The organism is Streptomyces spinosisporus, from assembly GCF_022698145.1.
GTDB classification, from domain to species: Bacteria; Actinomycetota; Actinomycetes; order Streptomycetales; family Streptomycetaceae; genus Streptomyces; species Streptomyces spinosisporus.
Genome location: NZ_JALDAX010000018.1, coordinates 123633 through 145847, shown reverse-complemented (window position 1 = coordinate 145847; position 22215 = coordinate 123633). Strand labels below are relative to the sequence as shown.

The following is a 22215-nucleotide window of genomic DNA, read 5'->3' as shown; positions in this document are numbered from 1 at the left end:
TCACGTGCTCGACCGACTCGTTCTCACTTCTCCGGCTGTCGCCAGGGGTTGGCCGTCCGCGCAGTGCCCTGGCTCGCCGGGGCTTCGGCGGCCAGGGCGGAGACCAGGCGGCTGAGTTGGCCGGCGAAGGTGTCGATCTCCTGCTGAGACCAGTCAGCAAGCAGCCGGGAGAAGTCCGCCGACAGCTGCTGCCGGAAGTCCGCGCGGGCTTGCCGACCGGCGTCGGTGAGCTCGATCGAGTACGAGCGTCCGTCCGCCGCGTTGCCGACGCGACGTACCAGCCCGGCTTCCATCAGGTCCGCCACCGCGCGGGTGATCGACTGCGGGGGGACCTGCAGCTCCTTCGCGGCGTACGAGGGCGGCACCGGCGACTGCGCAGCGAGGTTCAGCAGTCCCAGCGCAACCGGTCCCATCGGCGAGCCGGCCGCCGCCCGCCGCTGCAGCTGCGCGGCCCGGTGCAGTTCCCGGATGATCACCCACACCGAATCAGTTCCTTCCATGAAGGAACTATATCGAGGTGCGGCACCCTGCCGACAAGGCGGTTCCGAGGCCCCGTGGCTATGAACGCCGGTCGTCTCCGTCACTTGTGTCGATGCCGGAGGGCTTTCCTGGGACGCACCCGGCAGGGCGGCAGGTCGGCAGGGGAGGGTTCAATGGCATTCATGATGCGTAAAAGGACGTCAATCGCAGTCGCTCCCGCCGCTGTTGCCGTGTGCGTGCTCGCCGCGCTCACGTCGTGTTCCTCGGACAACTCGGACGCGTCGACCGCTGACGGTCGACCCGGCGGGACCGGCTCCAGCTCGGCGTCCGCTCCCACACGGACGGCCGCCCCGTCGCCGTCGCCAACCGGACCGTGCGCCGACGGAACCTGCGAAATCAAGGTCGCCGTGGGAGACGTCGTCACCGTGCCGGAAACGTACGGCCTCGGACCGATCAAGGTGACGGCGATCGACGCCGACAAGGTCGACATGGCCGCCGAACTGACAGGGTCGGGCTACAGCGTCTCGGGATGTTCCGGAGGCGGCAGCGTGACGTCGCAGGGCAAAGGCGGTGTCGCTTTGAGCTGCAGCAAGGGACCGGCCGCGACCATCAACAACGCCATGAGCCTGAAGGTCGTCGACATCCAGGACAGGACCGCCGTCCTCCGCATCAAACCCACTGGGTGAGGCGGCGCCCACACGGCGCCGCCTCAGTGCTGTGGTCGTTTGCTCAGCAGTTGGCGGGCAGCCGCGACCGCTTCCTGATTGAGTTGTTCACGGGAGACGTCCCAGTTCTCTTCCCAGCCGTCCAGACTGTGCGCACATTGGACGAGTGGCTCCAAGTCGCCTGGATAGCCGAGTTCGTAGGCGATGTCTGCCCAGATGAGGTGCGTGCCAGTAGCGGGATCGAGGGATCCGTCCGCGATCTGGCCGGCGATCCAATGAGCCATCGCCCACTTCGCGGCCCGGGGGTCAGCAGGTGGGTGGAAGGCCAGCCCCAGTTCTTCCAGCACCTGGTCGAAGAGAGCAGGGGCTTCGGGTTCCTCGCTGCGCAGTAGCCCAGCGAGCATGGGGAGGGACGGGGCCTCGACTTCGGCGATCAGCGCGTCCACCCCCGCCTGAATGAGGCGGTCAGAACCGACGTGCATTCCGAATGCCCTCTCACGCGCTATGCGGCTGAGTTGCTTGAGTGCCTCGTCGTGCGTCATCTGGGCATTTTCCCATGGCAGGCGATGTGCACCGGGCACGGAAAACCCCAGATTACTGGGGTACCGGCCGGCATCCCACGGTTGAACACTGAAGCCATGGATACCGCAGAAACCACCCTCACCAGGAACAAAGACATCGTGCACGCGTTCATTGACGCGCTGTTCACCAAGGGCGACCTCGGCGCAGTCGACGACTATCTCGCCGAGGACTTCGTCAACCACAACCCGCCGTTCGGAGTGCCTGGCGACCGTGAGGGCATGCGGTCCGCCGGAGCGGTGTTCCGGGAAGCTTTTCCCGACTGGCACAGTGAGCCGTACCAGATGATCGCCGAGGGCGACTTGGTCGTCGAGCACTTCGCGGCGGCCGGAACCCAACGAGGTGACCTACTCGGCGTCCCCGCCCCTGCCCAGGACGGTCCGGACCGCCCCGTGACCCTGCACGGGATCAACATCTTCCGAGTCCGGGGCGACCGCATCGTTGAACAGTGGTGCCAGCTCGACGAACTCGGCGTTCTTCGCCAACTGGGGATCATTTCCTCCGAGGCGTAACGTCGAAAGCATGGCAGCCGCAGCGGCCTCGCTGGCACACCTCGAGCACCGGGTGTCGGGCATCCACGCCCTGTGCCGGACCGGTCTGGACACGGACACGCTCCGTGCGGACTTCCTACGCCGTCTGCGTACGATCGTGCCGGTGGACGCGGCCTTCTTCGCCACCGTCGACCCGCTGACGTTGCTGTTCACCTCCGCGGTGGCGGAGGAACCACTCGGCTCGGTGACGCCGCTCTTCCTGGAGAACGAGTTCGGGCAACCGGACGTGAACAAGTTCGCCGTGCTGGCCGAAAGCGCGGACCCCGTCTCCTCGCTCGACCAGGCCACCGACTGGGACCGCGCGAGCAGCGCGCGCTACCGGGATGTGATGGCCCCGCTCGGGCTGGGCGACGAACTGCGAGCCGCACTGATGGTCGGCAACCGTTGCTGGGGTGTGTTGTGCCTGCACCGTGAGGACTTGCCCGGCGGCTTCTCCGCGGAGGAGGTACGCCTGGTCCGCCGCCTCGCCCCGCACCTCGCCGAGGGACTGCGTCGGGCGGTCACTGCCGGCGCCATCGGCGCGCCACCGCCCTTCGCCGCCGCCGACACCCCGCCACCCGGAATCCTCGTACTCGACGACAGCCTCGCTCTGGTGTCCATGACCGAGGAGGCAGAGCAATGGCTGTCCGACATCCCCGGCCACACCTGGCCTGCCTCCGGCGAGCTGCCCGTGACGCTCCATGCGGCCGCGGCCCGGCTGATCCTCGCCGAACGGGAAGACGACCTGATGTCCCTTCCGCCCAGCGCCGTACGCCTACGGGGCCATTCCGGGCGCTGGCTTTCGGTGCATGCCAGTCGATTGCAGGGCCCCACCGGGCCGCTGATCGGCATCGTCATCCAAGCCGTTCCGCCGACCGAGCTGAGCTCCATACTGCTGAGCGCACACGGCCTCACCAACGCCCAACAGCGTGTGGCGGCCCTCGTCCTCAGAGGCCACTCCACCCGCGAGATCGTTGCCGACCTGCACATCTCCGCCAACACGGTGCAGGAGCACATCACGGGGATCTTCGACAAGTTCGGAGTCCGTAGCCGACGAGAACTGGTGGCCGCCCTCCTCGCAGGCGGCGCACCACCGGCCTGACGTCACTGTCCGCCTCGCCGCCCCAGAACAGCGTCACCAACGGTTGTGTACTGCGACCGTCGGTTGCCTCATCCTGAAGACCCAATGAGCGGGACAAAGGAGACAGCATGATCGCGAGGGTGGCTGTTTGGGAACCGATGCCGACGGACGACCGTGACTGGGTACTGGAGGCCGCCGCCACCGTGCCCGGTGTCCACGGCACGTACCACCTCATCGATCCCGCGACCGGCAATGGATTGGCCGTCGCCTTCTTCGAGGACGAAGCCGCAGCTCAAGCCGCACGACAGGCGATCGAAAAGCGCGCCGAGGAGATCGGCTGGAACGACACCCCGCATCCGGCACCTGTCTCCCAGACGTTCTACGACGTCGTCCGGCACGCGTAGTGCGTTTGCGTAACCAGTAACGGCCGTGTGCGGGTAGGTAGTTGGGAGGCGTGGCGCACTGGTGCGCATGACCCGCCGGAGAGACCTCAGAGGTCGATCACGATCTTGCCGTGCACATGCCGACCGGCCTGGAGTTCGGCCGCGCGGCGGATCTGCTCGACCGGGAAACTCTCCGCGATGGGCACCTGAAGCTGACCCGACGCGACCAGGCGGGCGATCTCTTCCAGGGCGCCCGGAGCGGCGTTGGCACCATTGGCTGCCGATACGCCGTCGACCTGCGCGGCGATGGTGCAGATGCGGTCGTCCGGGACGCCGAGTTCCCGTGCGGTATGCACCGTCTCCGTCCCGTGCAGGTCGAGGGCGGCGGTGACGCCGCCGGGAGCCAGGGCTCGGACGCGGTCGGCCAGGCCGTCGCCGTAGACGACCGGCTCGGCTCCAAGATCGCGCAGGAAGTCGGACGAGGCGGCCGATCCCGTCCCGATCACGCGCGCTCCCGCGATTCGGGCCAGCTGCACGGCGAACACCCCGACCCCGCCGGCCGCGCCGCCGATCAGCCCGGTGTCGTCCGGGCCGAGGGCCAGCACGGCGAGAGCGGCGGACGCCGTGCGACCTGCGATCGTGAGGGTCGCGGCCGTGCGGTCGTCGACCTGGTCAGGGGTGTGATGGGCCTCGTCGGCCGCAACCCCTCCGGTCGGGTCGACCACCACGAAATCGGCGACCGCGCGGGAGAGCGCGCCTCCGAACACCCGATCGCCGGGCGCGAAGCCGGTCACTCCGTCACCGACCTGGTCTACCACTCCGGCGTAGTCGGTCCCGAATCCCGCGGGGAGGCTCAGGCCGAACCGGGCGGCGGTGTCCGCGTCGGCGGTCATGATCCAGTCCATCGGATTCAGACCCGCCGCGGTGACCCGCACCCGGACCTGCCCGGGGCCGGCCTGCGGCGCGGGAATCTCATGAATGTCCAGAACCTCGGGACCGCCGAATGCCTTGAGTTGGACTGCCCTGCTCTTGCCCGCCGACGGTTGGTCGTTCTGCTCCAGCATGTACGCCTGTCTCCTTGGGATCGAGGGAACGCAGGCAAACGGACTATGCTCCGTTTACGTGAATGACCGTAGCATAACCGGAGCGTGATCCGTTTGTCTGAGGCAGAGATGCGCACGCCACGCGCGGACGCAGCCCGTAACCGCGACCAGCTGCTCGCGGTGGCGACCCGCGTGTTCGCGTCCGCCGACACCGAGCCGTCGATGCGTGCCATCGCCCGCGAGGCCGGCGTCGGCATCGCCACGCTCTACCGGCACTTCCCGACCCGTGAGTCGCTGGTCGATGCGATCTACCGCCACCAGGTCGTACGTCTGACGACCGGCGCCCACGAGCTGCTCGGTGAGATGCCCCCGGCTGCGGCGATGCGGCGCTGGATGGACTTGTTCGGGGACTGGATCGCGACCAAGAACGGCATGCTCGACACGCTGCTCGTGATGATCGAGTCCGGCGAGATCGCCCATGCGCAGACCCGGACAGAGCTACTGACAGCCATCACCACGATTCTCGACGCCGGCCGGGCAGCGGACGACCTCCGCACCGACATCACCGCCGAAGACATCGCCGCTTCCCTCATCGGCATCTTCACGGTGGCCCCCCGACCCGAACACGAAGCCAAGGCCAGTCGCCTGCTGAACCTCCTGATGGACGGCCTCAGGCCCGCTGCTCGGCCAACTTGAGCCCGGATCAATGCGTGTGGGTTCATCAGGCCCGCCCACGCCGACTCCCGTCGTACACGCTTTAGTAGCGTGAGGGAATGAGAACACGCGGGGGGAAGCTCGCAGTTGTGGCGAGCCTGGTGGCCGGTGCGGCCATGGTGCTGGGCGGTTGCGGAAAGGTCCATGCAGGGGAAGCCGGTACGGGCGACACGAGCGCGGTGGGGCTCGGGTTCAGGAAGTATGCGGGTGCCGTGGGCTACCCCTCGGTGACCGGTCCGCACAACAAGGGGTACGTTGCGCCCGGCGAGGGGCTGCGTCAGTTGGTGCCGCTGGGTGACTGCGTTCTGGGGGAAGGGACGTTCGCCAACGGGTATCACTATGTGAACGTCAACTGGATTGGTTCCAGAGGCTGCACGAAGCTGTCGATCACTCCGAAGCCGGGCGCCGACGACGAGGCCGACGTGCCGTACTCCATGCGCAGCGGCTGGCTCGGTGGTGAGCTGCCGGGGGACGTGGTGGTGCCGTGGGGCGACGGTTCGTTGACCGGTGTCGGCTCCACGTTGACCCGCCGGATGCCGGACGGCGAGCAAGTCCGGCTGGCCACGCTGCCGTTGACGTTCAACACTCACCCCGAGCAGGAGACCGCGGACGACGCCTCGGTGAACACCGCGGTGAAGGTCGGCTCGCTCCTGCTGATCGGTGGCGGCCAGACCGTGAACCAGGTGGAGTCTCCGTACGTGTTCGCGTCCGACGACGCGGGCAAGACCATACGCCGGGTGCCGCTGCCGACGATCGACGGAGGTCAACCGTCCACGCCCGTGGGCGACTTCGGTGTCAACGGCAGGGAGGTCGTCGCCTTCGGCGAGGCAGCGACCAACGCCTACGACTTCCACTCCTCAGGCACGATCCCGTTCTGGCGCAGCTCGGACGGCGGTGCGCACTGGACGTCCGGCGAAATCACCGGAACGCCCCCCGGCACACGGGTGCACAGCGTCCTCTACGCGTCGGGTCACTGGTTCGCCGTGGGCGGCCGTGCCAAGGCCGGTGCCTTCTATGATTCCCTCCCGCTGATTTACACCAGCCGGGACGGCAACCACTGGACCCGCATGGACACTTCGGCCATGGGTACCGGCGAGATCACGGCCACGACCATCGGCTCCGCAGGCCGCCCGGTCCTGGTCGGCTCGGCCCCTCGCCCCAAGTCCAAGCCGAACACCCGCACCGTGCTGTGCGCTGCCGTCTGGGTCGGCGACGGGACGACGACCGGCTTCAAGCGGGGCGGCCTCGGCTGCAGCGAGGACCCCCCGACAGCAGCCGTCACCCTCGCGGACGGGCGCGTGTTGATCGCGGGGAATCGGGACCTCTGGATCTCTCGGGGGCCGAGGCAGGGGCACGGCAACGGATCCTGAGTCCGTCTCGCGGTGGGCCGGGATGACTACGACTAGTCCGGGCGATCTCTGAGCAACGATGACTGACCGGCTGACCTCGTTGTCGAAGGTCTCGCGCAGTGAGGTAGAAGAGCGGCATGGACACAGCCGTACTGCAACAGATGCTGGACGAGACCTCCGATCACGCTGTCGTGCACCACGGATTCACCAACTACATGCGCGACTACGAGGTCATCGTCTACGCGACGGCTGATCCTCGCACCGGCATCACGCCGTCCCACCTGCGCTATCTCTTCAGGTACTGCGTGGAGGCACGGTGCGAGACATCAGTGCCGGCCGAGACCTGGCGGGTCTCTTTGGACGACCGGCTCATCGACCACGAAACCGGTGTCGACCTCGATGGATACGTCTGGGGCGTGAAGTGGCACTGCGTTTACCCGGGCGCCCAGCTCCTTCCCGAGTCGGAGTCGACCCGACGCTGGTCGAACGACCTCGGGATCGACTTCCACGAGGTGCGCATGGAGACCAACGCGCACAACCTGACCCTGATCTTCTCCGACCTGCAGGTGAGCGAAGTCCCGGTGGGATATGCGCCGTTCGTCACGGAGTAGGGGGCGGGGTTCGGGCCCTGGAACCCACCAGTCCAAGGCGAGGCGTCGGGTCTGTTGCGCGGGTGTGGGAGTGGGGGAGCGGGCCGTGCCGGCCGGGTTTGGCCGGTGTTCCCGGTGCTCGTGGGGTGGGACGGCCTTGGGGTCGTGCGTGTTCGCCGGGTCGCCGTCTTGTGGTCGCACGGCAGGAGATCGTCGCTATATACATCCGGCGGGATCGGCCCGGCGCGAGTAGGGACTTCCAGGATCGGTTCCGCTTGAAGGGCAATTCACACACCTGGGAGAACATCCATGCACCGAGGATCGAAGCGGGCAGTGCCACCAGGAGCGTGAAGCAGAATGTGGGCATGCCCTGCGATACGAAGCGAGGGGCTATTCGCCGAATGACGATCATGACGATCGGCAGATGGATGAGGTAAAGGCTGTATGAGAAGTTTCCAAGGCTGCGAATGGGGCGCGTACTCAGCAGGCGCATGAGAAAGCGCGGCCTTCCTGTGGCAACCGCGGCAAGCAGCATCGTCATGGCGGGAGCAATGGCCAGGTCCACCCAGAAATAGTGGTTCACGGTCCAGACGGATCCCTTGGCGGCAACGAGAGCCAGGACCGGCAGGGCGGCCAGGGCGGCAAGCCAGTGCCAAGGCAGGCGTTGGACCCTGTCCGAGGCGACGACAATTCCCGCGCCTGCCAGACCGGCGACGAACACCGGGACCAGATGTGGAGTGAGCCAGTTGTCTCCTTCTGCTGGAGTCGCATCTGCCGCCATCAAGCCGCCTCCGACGACGAGGAGTGTCACGCCGGCAACCAGGACCGCTGCACCAAGGCGCCGCCGGAGAAACAGGAGGAGCGGGAACGCGAGATAGAGCTCCGCTTCTACGCCGATCGACCAGAACGCGCCGTTCGGAGTCGGTGCGGTGAACATGTCCTGGATGACGAGACCGTACACCAGGAGGGTCTTGTCTGTGGGTGGCCCATGATGTGACGCCGGTACCACGAGCCAGGCAATGATCAGGCTTAGTGCGAGTGCCGCCCAATATGGGGGCAGGATGCGCCATGCGCGGCGACGGAGGAACTCCTTGATGTCGTTCAGTTGCCAGCCGTTTCGTGCTGGAGAAATAGCGAGAGAGAACCCGGAAAGTACCAGGAAGAAGACGACAGCGATACGGCCGAACATCAGCCCGTCCAGCCACGGCGGAGCCGAACTGTCAGGATAACCAGGAAAGGTGTACAACCAGCAGTGGAACAACACCACGTACATTGCCGCTAAGCCTCGAAGGCCATCGAGCCCCAGCAATTGCCCCCGAGCGCAGTCGATGGGACGGCTCGCATTCGCTTTAATTGTTCGGCCCTTTCTCCCAGCGCCGTGCATGCCGCACAGCGCTGACCCCGTTGCGATCACTGCACCCTGCAACCCGCTGGAAAGGTACGGTCGCCCAGCGTGGCTTCCCTGGCAGCTCACCGGGCGACACAGTGCCACCCATGGTGACGATACGTAGCGAGGGGGCAAACGGTTCAACGGGCGCCGAACCGGAAATGAGGCGCAGCAGGCGGCAAACAGAGCTTGTGCAGCCTGTTCTCAGAAGGGCAGGCCCCGCAGGTCGACACTGACGGTGGGATGAGGCAGGTCGGCCAGCTCGTAGACCATGGTGGTCATCGGCAAAGTCCGGGCGCTGCCTGCTTGGTGGAAGGTGATCGGTACCGAGAGCCCGCTCCATCCGAGCTGGGTGTAGAGCGGGACGAGGTCCGGGGGACTCAGCGCAATCATCGTCTCGGCGCCGGCTGCTCGTGCGTGTTCGACCGTCACGCTGATCAGCGTCCGGGCGATGCTCTGGTCCCGGCAGGTCGGGTGCATCACGACATCGCTCAACCCCGCTGTGCGACGCGGCAATCCGTCGAAGGACATGTCCCGTAGCAGCCATCCCGCAGAGGCAACGGGTCTGCCTTCGGAGACGGCCGTGAGGGTGTGTTGTCCGTCGGTCGGCACCAGTTCGGGCATGTTCACCCCGTGGCGGTCGGCACCACCCCCGTCGACCGTATGCTCCGCGGCAGCCGCGCAGGTGGGGTCGAACCGGTAGCGCAGGCAGTGAAGGCCGCTGGACTGGACGGATCCGTCCTCCTGGGCGCCGAGACGGCGCAGTACGGCGATCGAGGCGGCGTTGTCGGGCAGGACGAACGCGAAAACAGCGGGGAGGGAGAGGCGACGAAACGCCAGATCCAGGCACGCACGGCCCGCCTCGCCGGCAATCCCACGGCCCTGGGCGCGTGGGTGCAGGGCGAAGCCGAGGTCGACCCCGAATTGGCGTCGATTCCGTAGTCCAACCCGGCCGAGGAACGCGTGTGTTGCGGCATCCCTGACCGCGAAGTCGCCGTAGCCGTGTCTGGCCCAATGGGTACCGTGGTCGTCACACATGGCCTCGGCCGCAGACCGGCTGCCCGCCCGGCCAGTCGCCAGCCAGCGCATGACGCTGTCCTGACTCACCACAGCTTCGAAGAGGTCTTCGCTGTCGCTCCGGCGAATCGGCTCCATCACCAGCCTCTGCGTGCGCAGTACGGGTCCCCCTGATTCGGCCACTCGGCTACTCCTCTCGGCCAGGGCCGCCTCGGCTGCGGACGGGCTCACGGGTGGAATCGCCAGCGGCCCTCGGAGAGGACGTTCAGTGTGCCGTCCTTGATGTGGATGGCGGTGTCGTCGTCGATGAAGTAGAGGGGGAAGTCGGCGCGCGCGACGATGCGGTCGGCCCAGGCGTCGTCCCGTGCGGGGAAGCCGGGTGAGCACAGGTGGGGTTTGAGGTACCAGTCGAAGAGGCCGAACGGCGGCTCGAGGGTGGTCGTGCCGAGCATGTGGAGGTCGGGGGTGTCTCCGATGATGTCGGCGGAGTGTGCGTCGAGATGACGGCTGAAGATCATTGATCCGGCGCTGACTCCCACATAGACCCGTTCCTGCAGCGCCTTGAGGAAGCCGTCGGCCAGGTTGTTGCCCGTGATGCTGCGCGCGAGGTGGTAATGGTTGCCGCCCTCGACGTAGATGACGTCGGCGTTCAGCAGCCTCTCGAGGACCAACTGGCGGGGCAGGCCGTTCAGTTCCAGGACGTCGAACTGGCGCCAGCCGAGGCGGTGCAGGCTGTTCATGTGGTCGACGAGCCATCCGTGGTCGCCGGGCTCGGCGAGTGAAGCGGTGGGCACATACGCGACGTTCGCCGATCCGAACGGCTTTCCCAGCATGTCCCGCAGTGCACCGAGCAGGGTCTCGTTGCGCAGGCCACTCGATGTCAGCAGAAGGTTCATCGGGCGAGCCAAGCACGGTGTGCGGGCGTACGCAACGCACTCACGGCGCCAGGGCAGCTCGACGCTTCCTCCCGTCGCCGCTCATCGCCGCTCATCGCCGCTCATCGCTGGTCAGCGCTGCTCATCGCCGGTCCTCGTCGGCCGTGGCAGGGATGGCGTTGTCGATGAGGACGGTGGCGATGGCGGCGGCGGTGGGGAAGGTGTCGGCGTTGAGGACCCGGGTGCGGGCCGCGGCGCCGTCGAGGAGCAGTGCGAGTTGCTCGCCGAGCTGCTCGGGGTCGGTGGCGCCGGCTTCGCGAGCGGCTTCGGCGAGCCGCGCGGCTACGGCCTTCTTGTAGTCGTGCGCGTACTGGGATGCGGGGTGCTGGGGGTCGTGAAGTTCGACGGCGGCGCCGATGTACGGGCACAGGGGGGTGGTGGGAGGGATATCGAAGGCGGCGAGGAGCCGTTCGCGGGGCGTGAGGTCGGTGCGGTCGAAGACGTCGGGCAGGACGGAGGGGTCGAACTGCCGCAGGTACTCGGCGACTAGTTCGTCCTTGTTGGTGAAGTGCTGGTAGGCGGTGCGCTTGGACACCTGGGCGGCCGCGCACAGCTGATCCATGCCGGTGCGGTTGATGCCCTGCTCGCGGAACAGCTGCTGGGACGCGCTGAGGATGCGTTCGCGGGCGCCCCGGCCGCGGCGGCGGCCCGTGGGGCCCTTCTCCAACTCCGTCATGAGTCCATCGTACCGCAGACGGGTAACGACCGGTGTACTTAGTTTGCGTCCCGGTCGCTTGCCCCGTACCGTAAGTACACGAGGCGGTTTACATAACGCCGCCATCTCCTGTGCTCACGGCACCACCACCGACCCAAGGGAACGACAATGGGAAAGCTTGACGGCAAGGTCGCGGTCATCACCGGCGGCACCAACGGCATGGCGCTGGCGGGCGCGAAGCTCTTCGTCGACGAGGGAGCGCACGTCTTCATCACCGGCCGTCGCCAGGACGCCCTGGACGAGGCCGTGCGGCAGATCGGCCGCAACGTTACCGGCGTCCAGGGCGACGCCGCCGACCTGGACGACCTCGACCGCCTGTTCGACACCGTCAAGCGGGAGAAGGGCAGCATCGACGTGTTGTGGGCCAGTGCGGGCGGGGGCGAGCCCGCCCCGCTCGGCGAGATCACCGAGGCCCAGTTCGACACCTGGTTCGGCCTCAATGCCCGCGGCACGCTGTTCACCGTCCAGAAGGCGCTCCCGCTCTTCAACGACGGCGGCTCCATCCTCATGACCGGCTCCAACGCCTCCCTCGGGGCCTTCCCCGGTTGGAGCGTCTACGCCGGCAGCAAGGCCGTCCAGCAGGCATGGGCGCGGGTCTGGCTCAACGAGCTCAAGGACCGCCGTATCCGCGTCAACGTCCTTACTCCCGGCCAGGTCGCCACCGCCAAGCAGGCGGAACTCTTCGACGAGGACACCAAGCGTCAGTTCGAGTCGCTCATCCCTCGCGGACAGATGGGCCGCCCCGACGAGATCGCCACCGCCGCCCTCTTCCTCGCCTCCGACGACTCCAGCTACGTCAACGGCATGGAACTCGTCGCCGACGGCGGCACCACCGCCATCTGAACGGCCGGCTCACAACCACCCAGCTAGGACATCTCATGAGCGATATCAGCATCATCGGCACGGGCAACATGGCCCGCACCATCGGCGCGCGAGCGATAGCGGGCGGCAACACCGTCGAAATCATGGGCCGCGACCGGTCCAAGGCCGCTGACCTGGCCAAGGCTCTCGGCGGCGGCACCACGACGGGGGAGTGGGGGGCCGCCCCGGCCGGGGACATCGTCATCCTGGCCCTGTTGTACGACGGTGTCGTGCCGGCCGTCGCCCAGTACGGAGACGCTCTCGCGGGCAAGGTCATCGTCGACATCAGCAACCCCTTCAATGCCACGTTCGACGGGCTGGTCCACCGCGAGGAGACCTCGATCGCGCAGGAAGTCGCCAAGGTGGCCCCGGCCGGCGCCGGTGTGGTGAAGGCGTTCAACACCATCTTCCGCCATGTCCTGGAGAAGGGACGGCCCGCCGTCTTCCTCGCCGGCGACGATGCGCAGGCCAAGGCGAGTGTGGAGGTGTTCGTCAAGAGCCTCGGACTGCGCCCGCTGGACGTCGGCGGCCTGAAGATGGCGCACTGGCTGGAAGGCGCGGGCGTGGTCACGGTGGGTCTCGCCAACCACGGGGTGGGGAACTTGGACTTCGCCCTCAGCATCACCGAACTGCCGGTCTGAGCAAGACGACTGCGGCGGCGACCCTAAGTGGAGGAGGGCCGCCGCCGCGGGGCTTACGGACTCTGTGGGGGTGTGGGGCGTGCTGTGGGTCTATGGCCAGGTAATGGGGTCGCCGGCTTTGTGGTCCCCGAGCCAGATCGTCTTTTCCGGCTCGTCGTAGTAACTGATCTCCGCGCAGGGCCCTTCCGGTTCCTTGTCGGCGGTCTGGAAGTGGCCGCTCTTCCAGCCGGTGAGGCCGTGTTCGGCGAGGAGTTGGCGGACGACTTTCCTGAACTCGGGATAGGGGATACAGGTCCGCCCGGCGAAGTGCGCCTTGATGTCGGTACGGAAGTGGGAGAGGCCGAGTTGCTCGCGCGTCGGCCCGAGATAGGGGTCCGCGTGGTGGTGTCCGCACTGCTCCCGGCCGCCGGCGTACACGACGATGGAGCCCTGTTGAGAGCTGTCGACGCAGGCGGTGAGTGTGCTGGGCGCCGGCTCGCCGAACATCTCCTGCCATCGCTGGCGACACTTGCGTACCGGATTCTCCGTGCCCGGATCGAAGGTGACGATGGCATCGCCCTGGTCGGGGCCGTGGCAGGTCAGTCCCGTCGAGTCGAGCGTGTGGCCCTCGCCGTCGCCGGCCACCCATGCATAGGTCCCCCCGGTGACACCGGCGACGGTGAGAGCCAGCACCGGGACGAGGATCAGGGTGCGCCTGCGTCGGCGGCGCGCGTTGCGGCGAACCCGCGCGAGGATGCGGGTGGCGGCGGGCGCGTCGGGGTCGGTGGCCGCCTCGCCGGGACGCGGATCGCTGTCGCGCAGCCTCCGGTCGAGTTCGTCATCGCTCAGCATGGTCCGTCTCCTTGTGGGACTTCTCCTCGGTCGGATCCTGGTGACCGCTCGCCGCGTCGAGTCGTGCGCGCAGGCGCTGTCTGGCGCGGTGCAGGCGGGTGTCGACGGCGCCTACGGAGATGCCGAGTACGGTCGCGATCTCCTGCCTCGACAGGTTGTCCCAGTAGGCCAGGCGCAGCAGTTCCCGATCGGCGTCCGACGCCTGTGCCAGGGCCGCCGCCAGATCGTCGACCCCGTCAGCCTGCAAGGGGCCTGCGTACGGGGGATCGGCCCGTTCGGCCATCCTTAAGAGCAGCCGGGTCCAACGGCGTTGGCTGCGGGCCTGGTTAGCCAGCACCCGGCGCGCGATGCCAAGGAGCCACAGCACCGCTTCCTCGTCGCTCGAGGGCAGCTGCCGTCGTCGGCGCCAGGCCACCCCGTAGACCTCTGCCACCGCGTCGTGCGCTGCCGTCTCGCCGGTCCGGCGCAGGCAGTACGCCATCACCCGGCGGTAGGTCTGTCGGAACAGCCGCTCCAGCTGTTCGCCCCGTTCATCCGCGTCCATACACAGCAATGTCCACCACGGCGCGATGCCTTACGCGTCCGCGGACGCTGCTGTCGCGCACCGGCTCCGCTACGACGCCGGATCAGCACGACAGGCAAGGTACCTGTCGAAAATCTCCTGACTCTCAGGGGTGAAGGTCCACTGCCCTAGAGCCCGCCGCAGCTCGGACTCGGTCAGCCATGTGTACCAGGCCACCTCGCCCGGGTCGGGAGCGACGATCTCCGGAAGCAGGGCATCGCACACCCCGAGCCAATAGGGGCTGAGCCCACGGCAGTTGAGGAACGTGAACCGAAGGCACACGGACGCCCGCGCCCCCAGTTCCTCACTGAGCTCGCGGACAGCCGCCTGCTCGTATGACTCGCCGACTCCAGCAGCGCCGCCGATTCCGAGTTCGTGGTGCCCGGGGAAACGGGACAGCTGAGCGGCGCGCCGATGGACCAGATAGCGCCCGTGCCCATCGCGGCACACCGCCACGCCCACCCGGTGCAGCCAGCCCTCCCGGACGGCCTCACTCCGGCTGACCACTCCCAGCACTCGGTCCTCGGCATCGACGCGTTCCACGAGTTCATCCACTTCATCCACTTCATCTACTTCATCCGCTTCATCCACGACGCACACGGTCCCAGGCGCCTCTGACACCTGACGCGATTTCCTGGAGGTCTGTGGGCATCGGATGGATGGTGCGACCCTCTATGTGGACAGCGGTGATGTCCCCGAGCGGGCGAAGTTCGTTTCGGGGCTTGTGAGGGGGGCGAAGTGCTGGGAAGGGATGTGCGGTTGGTCGTGGGCGCCGTGATCGTGGCGTGCATGATGCTTGCCGGATCCTGCACGCCGGGCGGGGCACCCTTCACCAGGTCGCTGCCCGCCGGTGGGGCCCGGGAGGCGGTGGCGAACCGGGTCATGACGTGGAACCTGTGCAACCCGTGCGAGACGAGCAATGTCGATCGGGCGGCGGAGATTGCCGCGTACGCGCCCCAGGTCATCGGCGTGCAGGAAGCGTGCGCGGGTGATGTCGAGCGGATCCGGAACTACCTGGAGCGTGTCTACGGGCTGGTGTACCACGTCGCGTACGGGTCGGTGCTGCGCAACTGGGGCCGCTGCGGGGGCGTGCCCTGGAACCCCGGGGCGTACGGCCAGGCGATTCTCTCGGCGGCGCCGATGACGGACCGCGTCACCGTGGAGTACCCCGACGGCGGCTCCGAGGACCGCGGCTATCTGGCGGTCACCACCGAGGTCGGCGGCCGGTCGATCCGCGTTTTCAACACTCATTTCGCCGAACGGCGTCAGGAGTCGGTCCGGGCGGACCAGGCCCGTGTCCTCGCGGCCGCCGTCGCCGAGTTCGACCGCGCGATCGTCATCGGTGACTTCAACGCCGTACCGGACGCCCCCGAGCTCAACCCGATATGGAAGCTGGCCCTGGACGCCGACCCGCGCTGCCGTCCGTCGGCCGCTCACCTCTGTGAGCCGAGCACCGACTGGCAGACCAGGTTCGACTACGTGTTCCTGCGGGGCATCATCTCCCGCGGACATGGCGTGCATCCCACCCGGTACTCGGACCACAACCTGCTCCACGCCGACCTGCAGCGGGTCTGAGCACCCCGCCATGGTGAGGGCGACTCGTTGGCGTCCGGAGGGGACATCGGGAAGGCTCGTACGCATGGTCTCGGTATTGCAGAACGTGGCGATCGACTGTGCGGATGCCTACGAGCTGGCCCGGTTCTGGAGCAGAGTGACCGGCCGCCCGCTGGACCCGGAGGACGGACCGGGCGACCGGGAGGTCCAGGTCCTGCTGGCGGAGGGGCCGGTCCTGTACTTCAACCAGGTGCCCGAGGCCAAGACGGTCAAGAACCGGATCCATCTGTGTCTGCGCCCGGAGACCTCGCGCGAGCAGGAGGTGGAACGACTGCTGGGCCTCGGCGCCACCCTTGTCGCCGATCACCGCAGTCCCGATGGCACTGGCTGGGCGGTCCTCGCTGATCCCGAGGGCAACGAGTTCTGCGTTCTGCGCAGCGCGTCCGACCGGGCCGCCATGGCCTCCTGACGGCGATCTGCTTCACCGAGGGTGTACGGGACGCCCGCGTCACACGGCCCCGGCGAGGGTGAGGGCGGCCGACCCCGGCCCCTGTCACAACTCGCCCGAGCGGCGGGGACGTTGGCCGATCAGACCTCCGACAGCAGCCAGCCGATGCGCAGTTCCTCCGCGCCCGAGCGGGATATCCGCTGGAGTTCGGCGCGCTCCGGGTCGTCCTCGGGGAGGTTGGCGGCGAGGCAGGCCTGTGCGGCGATGGTCTGAGGTCGGGCGCCGAGCGCTGCGCGCAGGTGGAGCGAGCGGCGCAGCATGGCGAGTCGCTCAGCGGGCTCCCTGTGCGGTGCGAGGTGCCGGATGATGTAGGACTCGAAGTAGGCGTCGCCGGTCTTCGTCGCGATCTCGAGGGCGGTCTCGTAGCGCGGGAGGGCGCCGGCGGCATCCTGGTCGATGTTGTCCAGCAGGACGGCCCAGTGGTACTCGGCCCAGCCACGCTGCTTCTCGTCGCCGCTCGCGACCGCCGCGTGGTAGGCGGCCTCGGCCACGGCACGGTCGTCGGGGCGGGGCTCGTGCTTGAACAGCAGGCGGCTGTAGGCCAGTCGTCCCGTGAGGATGTGTGCGGTCGGCGATGCGGGGTCGAGCGCCGCGACCGCCTTCTCTGCCTCCTCGTGATCCTCGATCCGGAAGAACCAGCGGTCGACGGCGATCTCGGCGCGCAGTTCGGTATCGGTGTCGGGACCGAGCACGGCGAGCGCGGCGTCCCACTCTCCGAGCAGCTGCAGGCAGCGAGCTGTGTAGGTGTCATCAGCTATCATGACACCTACAGTAGGAAGCGGCGATGTAGGTGGTCAAGTGGATTACGGTGACTACACAGGGAACGTGACGCGGCTGGCCGTAGAGCTGGCCAATACCGGCACGCTCGACCAGGACGGCGAACTGGTCTCCGGGTTCTTCAGGGAGCACGAGGTCACGGCGCCGCCGGGCGGCGACTACGGCGATCTGCCGGACCTCGTGCGTACGGCCCTGGCGCAGTGTGTCGACGGCTCTGCCCCCGACGCGGTGCACCGCCTGCTGCGTGACTATCCGCCGGACATGCACCTGTCCGACCACGACAACTCCGGGGGCTGGCACGTTCACTTCAGCCGCAACGGCACCCCGGGCAAGCGCTGGGTCGGCCAGCTGATCGCCGCCGAGCTCGCTCTGATCGTGGCCGGGGATCCGGCGGTGACGCTGGGGCGGTGCGCCGCGGTCGGGTGCGGAAACTACTTCGTGGACCAGTCACGCAACCGCACCCGCCGATTCTGCTCCAACGCGTGCGCGAGCCGGACGACGGTCGCGGCGCACCGGGCCCGTGCGGCGAAAAGCGCTGCGCCGCTCCGGCGAGGGACTGAAAAGTGAGGCGTGCGCTCAAATGCCTTCGCTGGCGCCCCACTTGGTGCAGGAGTTGAGGTAGGTGTCGCCCTCGTAGCGGGCAACCTGCACGCCGATGTCGGCGAGACCGCTGCTGTACTGGGCGGTGGTGTTCCAGACCTTCTGGGTCGCGTACCCGTCATAGTTGTAGTGCCACGCCCAGTTGATCGGCGTGCCGCCCGGGCCCTTGCCGACGAGCCGCACCCTCACATGGTGATCGTCCGCCAGCGTGTCGGTGACGGCCAGTCTGACGGAGAACGACTCGGTGGTGTTGGCGTAATAGCCGTTGAGCGTGAGGGAGCCTCCGGCGCCCGTGGTGGCGCAGTTCATTGAGCTCTCCGCAGCCTGGGCCGGACCGGCGCTCATCGTCACGGCTGCAGCCGCCGAAATACCGGCAAGGACCACTGCTTTGGTGCGCTTCTTCACCTGAAGCCTTTCGAGAGATTCGATGGATTCGATAGAGATCGCCTGCTGTCAATAGCGACAAAATTGCGAACGACCTTTATGCGCTGCGATTCTTCGGCAGCTCTCGATATTTCTACACTTTCGGTGAGCGCTGTGAAAGGGAATGACGTAATTGCGTCACTTCTTGAGGCTTGGCGAGGCGTGGAGGGGGACGACCGCGTCAAGCACGGCGCTGCTGACGGCTGCTGCGGTGCCGGATAGGCTGGCGGGATGTCACAGGAGAAGCCGTCGTTGGAGGCGCTGGTTCTGCGGCGCGCGGAGGAGGGCAGTGTCCTGCCGCGCCAGCAGACGGGCGCGTCGCCGCAACGGCTGCTGACGACGCTTTTGGGCGAGTACTGGCTGGACAGTCCGGCGGCCCTGCCGATGAGCGGGCTCATCAGCTTGCTCGCCGAATTCGGCATCAGCGAGACGAGTGCGCGGGCAACGGCCAACAGGCTCGTCAAACGGGGCGTTCTGGCGGCCGAGAAGTCCGGGCGGCAGTCGTATCTGCGGCTGAGCGACAGCGGGCGCGAGGACAGTCGTCAGAAGACCGCCAGCATCGTGCGGTTCGGCAGTGAGGCCCAGGACTGGGACGGCCTGTGGACCGTCGCGGCCTTCAGCGTGCCCGAGCAGGAGCGGCACGTACGGCATCGTGTGCGCAGTTACCTGCGGTGGCTCGGGTTCGCGCCTCTCTTCGACGGCCTGTGGGTGTCCGCACACGCCGATCCTGGCTCGCTCGCGCCGATTCTGCGGGCCGCCGGTGTGGAGAACCTGACCGTGCTGAGGGCTTCGGAGGCCGGCGGTGCCGCTCCGCTGAGGGCGTGGGACCTGGACGACGTCGCCGCGTCGTACCGGCGGTTCGTCAGCGAACAGCAGGATGTGCTGGCGCAGATGAAGGCCGGGGCCCTCGGCCCGAGCGCCGCGCTGGTCCATCGGACCAAGGTGTTCGACGCATGGCGCGTCTTTCCGGGATTGGATCCGAACCTGCCTGAGAAGCTGCTGCCCGCCGACTGGCCGCGGGCACAGGCCCGTGAACTCTTCGCCGCCCTCTTCGACGGGCTGGCCCCCCTGGCGGCGCTGCGGTTCCGGCAGATCGTCGAGACCTACGGCAGCGATCTGGCCGAACTGACGGAACACCGCACCGTTGCCACCTGGGCCACCTATTGAGCGACGCCGGGCGCATCCACCGCCCGGCATGACTGCCGCCCCGCCGACGGCTCCCGCGGTCAGTCCACCGACTGGAACCGCGCCTGTGCCGCGGCGTCCTCGTCGTAGGCGCCCATGATCTGTTTGACGCGTGTCTCGGCCAGCGGTCCGAGGGCGTTGTACGCCTGGGTGAACAGGGAGCGCGCCTCGTCGCGCGGCCATCCGGACGGCATGTGGTCGCTCGGGAGGCCGGGGTCGATACCGGGGAAGCGCCGGTAGGTGTCCATGAGGCGGGTGCGGGCGATCAGCGCGTGCTGCGGTGTCACCTGGCCGGCCAGTGCCTCCTGCAGCAGAGGGCGGGTCTCCTCGATGAACGAGGCGTACACCTCGGCCAGGGCGTCCAAATCCCAGGCGGCCAGAGGAGAGCGGTCGGCCGTGAGGTCGGTGGTGCCGCGCAGGACCGTCGCCGTGACGATGTCGAGTTCCTTCAGCACGGCCTGTGCGTCGGCGGCGGTCGCGGACGCCGACACCCACACCGCGTCGTAGAGCGGCGCGAAGCCGAACCAGCGCAGCCGGGAGCGCAGCAGGTGTCTGCTGTCGCGCCGGTCCTCGGGCACGGAGAAGGCGACGACGGTCCAGTGGCCGTCCCAGTTGGGGTCCAGCCCGAAGGCAGCAATGCGCCGGGCGCCCTCGCTCACGCGCTCAGCGGCCTGGGCGGCCAGGCGGTAGAAGGTCTGGCGCCCTGCCTTGCGGACCTCGACGACGCCCCGTCTCAGCAGCCGGTTCATCGCTGCGCGTGCGCTGGATCTGCTGATCCCGAACTCGCACAGCAGGTCGATGAGCCCGGCCGAGGACAGGTGCCGGTCGTGGCGCAGCCAGTAGTCGCCCAGCAGGGTCACCAGCAGATGCTGGGGCGAGGGGCCATCCTGTAAGCGGGGTATGGCCTGGCTCCCGGAGTCCCTGACCGCGGCCGATCGGGCCCTTGTGTCCACCGTGACACTCCTCAAACTGATCACACATTCGATGCCGGACGTCATGACGCGCGCTCGAATCATTGAGATCCTAGCGCCATATGTCAACGTCAGGGCGGGTTTCGCGAGTCGCATCGGAGCCGAGCTCGGCGAACTATATGTTGCACTTGTATTGACGCTCGTTACGCAGATGGATACGTTCACGGCATCTCGTGGTCCCCATCACTGCCGCTGAGGAGCGCCATGCACGGCACCATCCCCGCCCCCGGACCCAGCCGAAGAGGTTCCCGACCCCGTCTGGCGGCCGCGGCCGCCCTGTGCGCCCTGTCGCTCGCGGTGGCCGGCTGCTCCGGCTCAGGCGCGAGCGGATCGCAGACGAGCACCCAGCTCTCGCTCCAGTTCCCCGGGCCGCCGGTGAGCCTGGACCCGGCGAAGGCCGGCAACGGCAGCTCCACGGTCTTCGTGTCACTCGCCTACGACCCGCTGATCTACCTGAGCGGCAAGGGCGAGATGGTGCCCGACCTGGCCGTGAAATGGGGCTTCACCGACCAAGACAACAAGGTCTTCGAGCTGGCGCTGCGCGAGGGCGTGAAGTTCTCCGACGGCTCCGCGCTCGACGCTAAGGCGGCGGTCGCCTCCATGAACTACTTCCTCAAGGCCGGCGGCGGCCTGGTCGGCAAGGTGGGCCCGGTCGACAAGATCGAGGCCGTCGGGCCCATGCAGGTGCGCATCACCTACAAGAAGCCCACCCCGGAGGCGCCGTCGACGCTGACTCAGTACAACGGCATGGGCAACCTCATCGGGCCGAAGGGCCTGGCCGCCCCCGACTCGCTGCTGACCTCCAGCGACGGCACCGGCCAGTTCGTCTACGACGGCACGACCTCGGTCGCCGGCAACCGGTACGTGTACAAGAAGAACCCGCACTACTTCCAGCCCGCCGCACAGCACTTCGACTCCACCGTCATCCGCGTCATCAACAACCCGAACGCCGTGCTGTCCGCGGCCCAGACCGGCCAGGTCCAGTACGCCTCCGGCAACGCCAACACCGCGGAGGCGGCCAGGCGTTCGGGGCTGAAGATCCGTACCGCACCGTTCTTCAACTGGTCCCTCAACCTGGTCGACCGCAAGGGCACCGTCGCCCCCGCCCTCGCCGACGTACGGGTGCGCCGGGCGATCGCGCTGGCCTTCGACCGCCCCGCCCTCGCCAAGGCCCTGGCCGGTGACTACGCGACCGGCAGCAACCAGGTACTGCTGCGCGGCACCGACGGCTACGACAAGAACATCGGCTACGGCTACGACGTAAAGAAGGCGAAGTCCCTGCTGGCGGAGGCCGGTTACCCGAAGGGCTTCAAGCTGACGGTCCTGACGCAGTCGATCATCGACCCGAACAGCAACTACTCGCAGGCCGTCGCCAACGCCCTGAAGGCCATCGGCATCGACGTCACGCTGAAGGTGCAGGCCACGGGCATTGCCCAGTTCACCGCGGACGCCCTGTCCAAGAAGTACGCGGCGACCATCTTCCCCACCGCCGGCACCACCATGGCCGAACTCAACTCGCAGATCACGAGCGGCGGTTTCAACCCGTTCAACTCCACCGACAGCGAACTCGACTCGATCCTGCACAAGGCGGCGACGGCGACCGACGCCGCGTCCCGCACGGCCGAGTACCAGATGGCCTCCAAGCGTCTTGAGGACCTCGCGTGGACGGTGCCGCTGTTCGCCACCCAGAACATCTCCTACGCGGCGGCCGGACTGGAGAACATCCAGACCTCCGTCCTCAACCCCAACCCCGTGCCGGTGGGCCCCACCGCCGACCTCTCCTGGCGGCTGAAGTGACCCGCACGGCCCCCGAACACACAGGAACCGGAGGTAG

Annotated in this window: 27 protein-coding genes; 14 read left to right on the top strand and 13 right to left on the bottom strand. The window is 67.8% G+C overall.

The window, feature by feature from the left end; translation table 11 throughout:
- Positions 1–23: 23 nt before the first annotated feature.
- Positions 24–500, bottom strand: coding sequence for a MarR family winged helix-turn-helix transcriptional regulator (locus MQN93_RS35320; protein WP_242712741.1), 477 nt, complete (start codon positions 498–500; stop codon positions 24–26).
- A gap of 387 nt (positions 501–887) precedes the next feature.
- Between MQN93_RS35320 and MQN93_RS35315 the strand changes: the two genes are divergently transcribed.
- The gene (locus tag MQN93_RS35315; protein WP_242712740.1) at positions 888–1166 is read left to right on the top strand and encodes a hypothetical protein; all 279 of its coding nucleotides are present in this window, start codon (positions 888–890) and stop codon (positions 1164–1166) included.
- 23 nt (positions 1167–1189) lie between these two features.
- On the opposite strand, the gene MQN93_RS35310 is transcribed toward MQN93_RS35315, so the two are convergent.
- Positions 1190–1687: a hypothetical protein gene (locus tag MQN93_RS35310; protein ID WP_242712739.1), complete on the bottom strand. Its 498-nt coding sequence runs from the start codon at positions 1685–1687 to the stop codon at positions 1190–1192.
- Between the two features lie 96 nt (positions 1688–1783).
- Here MQN93_RS35310 and MQN93_RS35305 point away from each other — a divergent pair, with 96 nt between their 5' ends.
- The 3 genes from MQN93_RS35305 to MQN93_RS35295 all read left to right on the top strand — a co-directional run bounded on the left by MQN93_RS35305 (position 1784) and on the right by MQN93_RS35295 (position 3739).
- Positions 1784–2236: an ester cyclase gene (locus MQN93_RS35305; RefSeq protein ID WP_242712738.1), complete on the top strand. Its 453-nt coding sequence runs from the start codon at positions 1784–1786 to the stop codon at positions 2234–2236.
- A 10-nt stretch (positions 2237–2246) separates the two neighbouring features.
- The gene (locus tag MQN93_RS35300) at positions 2247–3356 is read left to right on the top strand and encodes a LuxR C-terminal-related transcriptional regulator (RefSeq protein WP_242712737.1); all 1110 of its coding nucleotides are present in this window, start codon (positions 2247–2249) and stop codon (positions 3354–3356) included.
- A gap of 107 nt (positions 3357–3463) precedes the next feature.
- Positions 3464–3739, top strand: a complete 276-nt coding sequence (locus MQN93_RS35295) for a hypothetical protein (RefSeq protein WP_242712736.1) — start codon at positions 3464–3466, stop codon at positions 3737–3739.
- A gap of 86 nt (positions 3740–3825) precedes the next feature.
- Here the strand turns inward: MQN93_RS35295 and MQN93_RS35290 are convergent, their stop codons facing one another.
- A complete protein-coding gene (locus tag MQN93_RS35290; protein ID WP_242712735.1) occupies positions 3826–4782 on the bottom strand; it encodes an NADP-dependent oxidoreductase in 957 nt (318 codons plus the stop codon).
- Positions 4783–4875: 93 nt separating this feature from the next.
- Between MQN93_RS35290 and MQN93_RS35285 the strand changes: the two genes are divergently transcribed.
- The 3 genes from MQN93_RS35285 (at position 4876) to MQN93_RS35275 (ending at position 7435) form a co-directional block, all read left to right on the top strand.
- Positions 4876–5457 (top strand): TetR/AcrR family transcriptional regulator, encoded by a 582-nt coding sequence (locus MQN93_RS35285; RefSeq protein ID WP_242712734.1) that lies wholly within the window; start codon positions 4876–4878, stop codon positions 5455–5457.
- Between the two features lie 77 nt (positions 5458–5534).
- On the top strand, positions 5535–6845 hold the full coding sequence (locus MQN93_RS35280; RefSeq protein ID WP_242712733.1) for a beta propeller repeat protein: 1311 nt from the start codon (positions 5535–5537) through the stop codon (positions 6843–6845).
- Positions 6846–6961: 116 nt separating this feature from the next.
- The gene (locus MQN93_RS35275) at positions 6962–7435 is read left to right on the top strand and encodes a YxiG-like protein (RefSeq protein ID WP_242712732.1); all 474 of its coding nucleotides are present in this window, start codon (positions 6962–6964) and stop codon (positions 7433–7435) included.
- Here MQN93_RS35275 and MQN93_RS35270 read toward each other — a convergent pair.
- The 4 genes from MQN93_RS35270 to MQN93_RS35255 form a co-directional block, all read right to left on the bottom strand.
- Positions 7425–8687: an acyltransferase family protein gene (locus MQN93_RS35270; protein WP_242712731.1), complete on the bottom strand. Its 1263-nt coding sequence runs from the start codon at positions 8685–8687 to the stop codon at positions 7425–7427. The genes MQN93_RS35275 and MQN93_RS35270 overlap by 11 nt on opposite strands.
- A 318-nt stretch (positions 8688–9005) precedes the next feature.
- On the bottom strand, positions 9006–10001 hold the full coding sequence (locus tag MQN93_RS35265) for a GNAT family N-acetyltransferase (protein ID WP_242712730.1): 996 nt from the start codon (positions 9999–10001) through the stop codon (positions 9006–9008).
- Between the two features lie 44 nt (positions 10002–10045).
- Positions 10046–10714, bottom strand: a complete 669-nt coding sequence (locus MQN93_RS35260) for a Type 1 glutamine amidotransferase-like domain-containing protein (RefSeq protein WP_242712729.1) — start codon at positions 10712–10714, stop codon at positions 10046–10048.
- 121 nt (positions 10715–10835) lie between these two features.
- Positions 10836–11429 (bottom strand): TetR/AcrR family transcriptional regulator, encoded by a 594-nt coding sequence (locus tag MQN93_RS35255; RefSeq protein ID WP_242712728.1) that lies wholly within the window; start codon positions 11427–11429, stop codon positions 10836–10838.
- 147 nt (positions 11430–11576) lie between these two features.
- Here MQN93_RS35255 and MQN93_RS35250 point away from each other — a divergent pair, with 147 nt between their 5' ends.
- Positions 11577–12311, top strand: coding sequence for an SDR family NAD(P)-dependent oxidoreductase (locus MQN93_RS35250; RefSeq protein WP_242712727.1), 735 nt, complete (start codon positions 11577–11579; stop codon positions 12309–12311).
- Positions 12312–12346: 35 nt separating this feature from the next.
- Complete coding sequence (locus tag MQN93_RS35245) at positions 12347–12970, top strand: NADPH-dependent F420 reductase (RefSeq protein WP_242712726.1); 624 nt, start codon at positions 12347–12349, stop codon at positions 12968–12970.
- Positions 12971–13060: 90 nt separating this feature from the next.
- On the opposite strand, the gene MQN93_RS35240 is transcribed toward MQN93_RS35245, so the two are convergent.
- The 3 genes from MQN93_RS35240 to MQN93_RS35230 form a co-directional block, all read right to left on the bottom strand.
- On the bottom strand, positions 13061–13801 hold the full coding sequence (locus MQN93_RS35240) for a hypothetical protein (RefSeq protein ID WP_242712725.1): 741 nt from the start codon (positions 13799–13801) through the stop codon (positions 13061–13063).
- On the bottom strand, positions 13788–14345 hold the full coding sequence (locus MQN93_RS35235) for an RNA polymerase sigma factor (protein ID WP_242712724.1): 558 nt from the start codon (positions 14343–14345) through the stop codon (positions 13788–13790). Before MQN93_RS35235 ends, MQN93_RS35240 begins: the two co-directional genes overlap by 14 nt.
- A gap of 69 nt (positions 14346–14414) precedes the next feature.
- Positions 14415–14954: an NUDIX domain-containing protein gene (locus MQN93_RS35230; RefSeq protein WP_242712723.1), complete on the bottom strand. Its 540-nt coding sequence runs from the start codon at positions 14952–14954 to the stop codon at positions 14415–14417.
- A gap of 198 nt (positions 14955–15152) precedes the next feature.
- On the opposite strand from MQN93_RS35230, the gene MQN93_RS35225 reads away from it, so the two are divergent.
- Together MQN93_RS35225 and MQN93_RS35220 are read left to right on the top strand one after the other, a co-directional pair.
- A complete protein-coding gene (locus tag MQN93_RS35225) occupies positions 15153–15938 on the top strand; it encodes an endonuclease/exonuclease/phosphatase family protein (protein WP_242712722.1) in 786 nt (261 codons plus the stop codon).
- A gap of 64 nt (positions 15939–16002) precedes the next feature.
- Entirely contained in the window at positions 16003–16386 is a 384-nt protein-coding gene (locus MQN93_RS35220; protein WP_242712721.1) for a VOC family protein, read from the top strand.
- Between the two features lie 119 nt (positions 16387–16505).
- On the opposite strand, the gene MQN93_RS35215 is transcribed toward MQN93_RS35220, so the two are convergent.
- On the bottom strand, positions 16506–17186 hold the full coding sequence (locus tag MQN93_RS35215) for a hypothetical protein (protein WP_242712720.1): 681 nt from the start codon (positions 17184–17186) through the stop codon (positions 16506–16508).
- 64 nt (positions 17187–17250) lie between these two features.
- Between MQN93_RS35215 and MQN93_RS35210 the strand changes: the two genes are divergently transcribed.
- Positions 17251–17769 carry a CGNR zinc finger domain-containing protein gene (locus MQN93_RS35210; protein ID WP_242712719.1) on the top strand — a complete coding sequence of 173 codons (519 nt, stop codon included), beginning with the start codon at positions 17251–17253 and terminating at the stop codon, positions 17767–17769.
- A gap of 9 nt (positions 17770–17778) precedes the next feature.
- Here the strand turns inward: MQN93_RS35210 and MQN93_RS35205 are convergent, their stop codons facing one another.
- Positions 17779–18111: a hypothetical protein gene (locus tag MQN93_RS35205; protein ID WP_016430142.1), complete on the bottom strand. Its 333-nt coding sequence runs from the start codon at positions 18109–18111 to the stop codon at positions 17779–17781.
- 345 nt (positions 18112–18456) lie between these two features.
- Here MQN93_RS35205 and MQN93_RS35200 point away from each other — a divergent pair, with 345 nt between their 5' ends.
- Positions 18457–19392: a PaaX family transcriptional regulator gene (locus tag MQN93_RS35200; RefSeq protein WP_242712718.1), complete on the top strand. Its 936-nt coding sequence runs from the start codon at positions 18457–18459 to the stop codon at positions 19390–19392.
- A 59-nt stretch (positions 19393–19451) separates the two neighbouring features.
- Here the strand turns inward: MQN93_RS35200 and MQN93_RS35195 are convergent, their stop codons facing one another.
- Complete coding sequence (locus MQN93_RS35195; RefSeq protein ID WP_242712717.1) at positions 19452–20270, bottom strand: PaaX family transcriptional regulator; 819 nt, start codon at positions 20268–20270, stop codon at positions 19452–19454.
- A 315-nt stretch (positions 20271–20585) separates the two neighbouring features.
- On the opposite strand from MQN93_RS35195, the gene MQN93_RS35190 reads away from it, so the two are divergent.
- Entirely contained in the window at positions 20586–22178 is a 1593-nt protein-coding gene (locus MQN93_RS35190) for an ABC transporter substrate-binding protein (RefSeq protein WP_242712716.1), read from the top strand.
- Positions 22179–22215: the final 37 nt, after the last annotated feature.

Bases quoted from the DNA above. Each gene is read 5' to 3' on its own strand.
- MQN93_RS35200 (WP_242712718.1), top strand. From the start codon at position 18,457: ATGTCACAGGAGAAGCCGTCGTTGGAGGCGCTGGTTCTGCGGCGCGCG.
- MQN93_RS35220 (WP_242712721.1), top strand. From the start codon at position 16,003: ATGGTCTCGGTATTGCAGAACGTGGCGATCGACTGTGCGGATGCCTAC.
- MQN93_RS35250 (WP_242712727.1), top strand. From the start codon at position 11,577: ATGGGAAAGCTTGACGGCAAGGTCGCGGTCATCACCGGCGGCACCAAC.
- MQN93_RS35270 (WP_242712731.1), bottom strand. From the start codon at position 8,687: ATGTACGTGGTGTTGTTCCACTGCTGGTTGTACACCTTTCCTGGTTAT.
- MQN93_RS35300 (WP_242712737.1), top strand. From the start codon at position 2,247: ATGGCAGCCGCAGCGGCCTCGCTGGCACACCTCGAGCACCGGGTGTCG.
- MQN93_RS35225 (WP_242712722.1), top strand. From the start codon at position 15,153: ATGATGCTTGCCGGATCCTGCACGCCGGGCGGGGCACCCTTCACCAGG.
- MQN93_RS35255 (WP_242712728.1), bottom strand. From the start codon at position 11,429: ATGACGGAGTTGGAGAAGGGCCCCACGGGCCGCCGCCGCGGCCGGGGC.
- MQN93_RS35280 (WP_242712733.1), top strand. From the start codon at position 5,535: ATGAGAACACGCGGGGGGAAGCTCGCAGTTGTGGCGAGCCTGGTGGCC.
- MQN93_RS35205 (WP_016430142.1), bottom strand. From the start codon at position 18,111: ATGAACTGCGCCACCACGGGCGCCGGAGGCTCCCTCACGCTCAACGGC.
- MQN93_RS35275 (WP_242712732.1), top strand. From the start codon at position 6,962: ATGGACACAGCCGTACTGCAACAGATGCTGGACGAGACCTCCGATCAC.
- MQN93_RS35240 (WP_242712725.1), bottom strand. From the start codon at position 13,801: ATGCTGAGCGATGACGAACTCGACCGGAGGCTGCGCGACAGCGATCCG.
- MQN93_RS35290 (WP_242712735.1), bottom strand. From the start codon at position 4,782: ATGCTGGAGCAGAACGACCAACCGTCGGCGGGCAAGAGCAGGGCAGTC.
- MQN93_RS35215 (WP_242712720.1), bottom strand. From the start codon at position 17,186: ATGATAGCTGATGACACCTACACAGCTCGCTGCCTGCAGCTGCTCGGA.
- MQN93_RS35305 (WP_242712738.1), top strand. From the start codon at position 1,784: ATGGATACCGCAGAAACCACCCTCACCAGGAACAAAGACATCGTGCAC.
- MQN93_RS35320 (WP_242712741.1), bottom strand. From the start codon at position 500: ATGGAAGGAACTGATTCGGTGTGGGTGATCATCCGGGAACTGCACCGG.
- MQN93_RS35190 (WP_242712716.1), top strand. From the start codon at position 20,586: ATGCACGGCACCATCCCCGCCCCCGGACCCAGCCGAAGAGGTTCCCGA.
- MQN93_RS35245 (WP_242712726.1), top strand. From the start codon at position 12,347: ATGAGCGATATCAGCATCATCGGCACGGGCAACATGGCCCGCACCATC.
- MQN93_RS35260 (WP_242712729.1), bottom strand. From the start codon at position 10,714: ATGAACCTTCTGCTGACATCGAGTGGCCTGCGCAACGAGACCCTGCTC.
- MQN93_RS35235 (WP_242712724.1), bottom strand. From the start codon at position 14,345: ATGGACGCGGATGAACGGGGCGAACAGCTGGAGCGGCTGTTCCGACAG.
- MQN93_RS35310 (WP_242712739.1), bottom strand. From the start codon at position 1,687: ATGACGCACGACGAGGCACTCAAGCAACTCAGCCGCATAGCGCGTGAG.
- MQN93_RS35295 (WP_242712736.1), top strand. From the start codon at position 3,464: ATGATCGCGAGGGTGGCTGTTTGGGAACCGATGCCGACGGACGACCGT.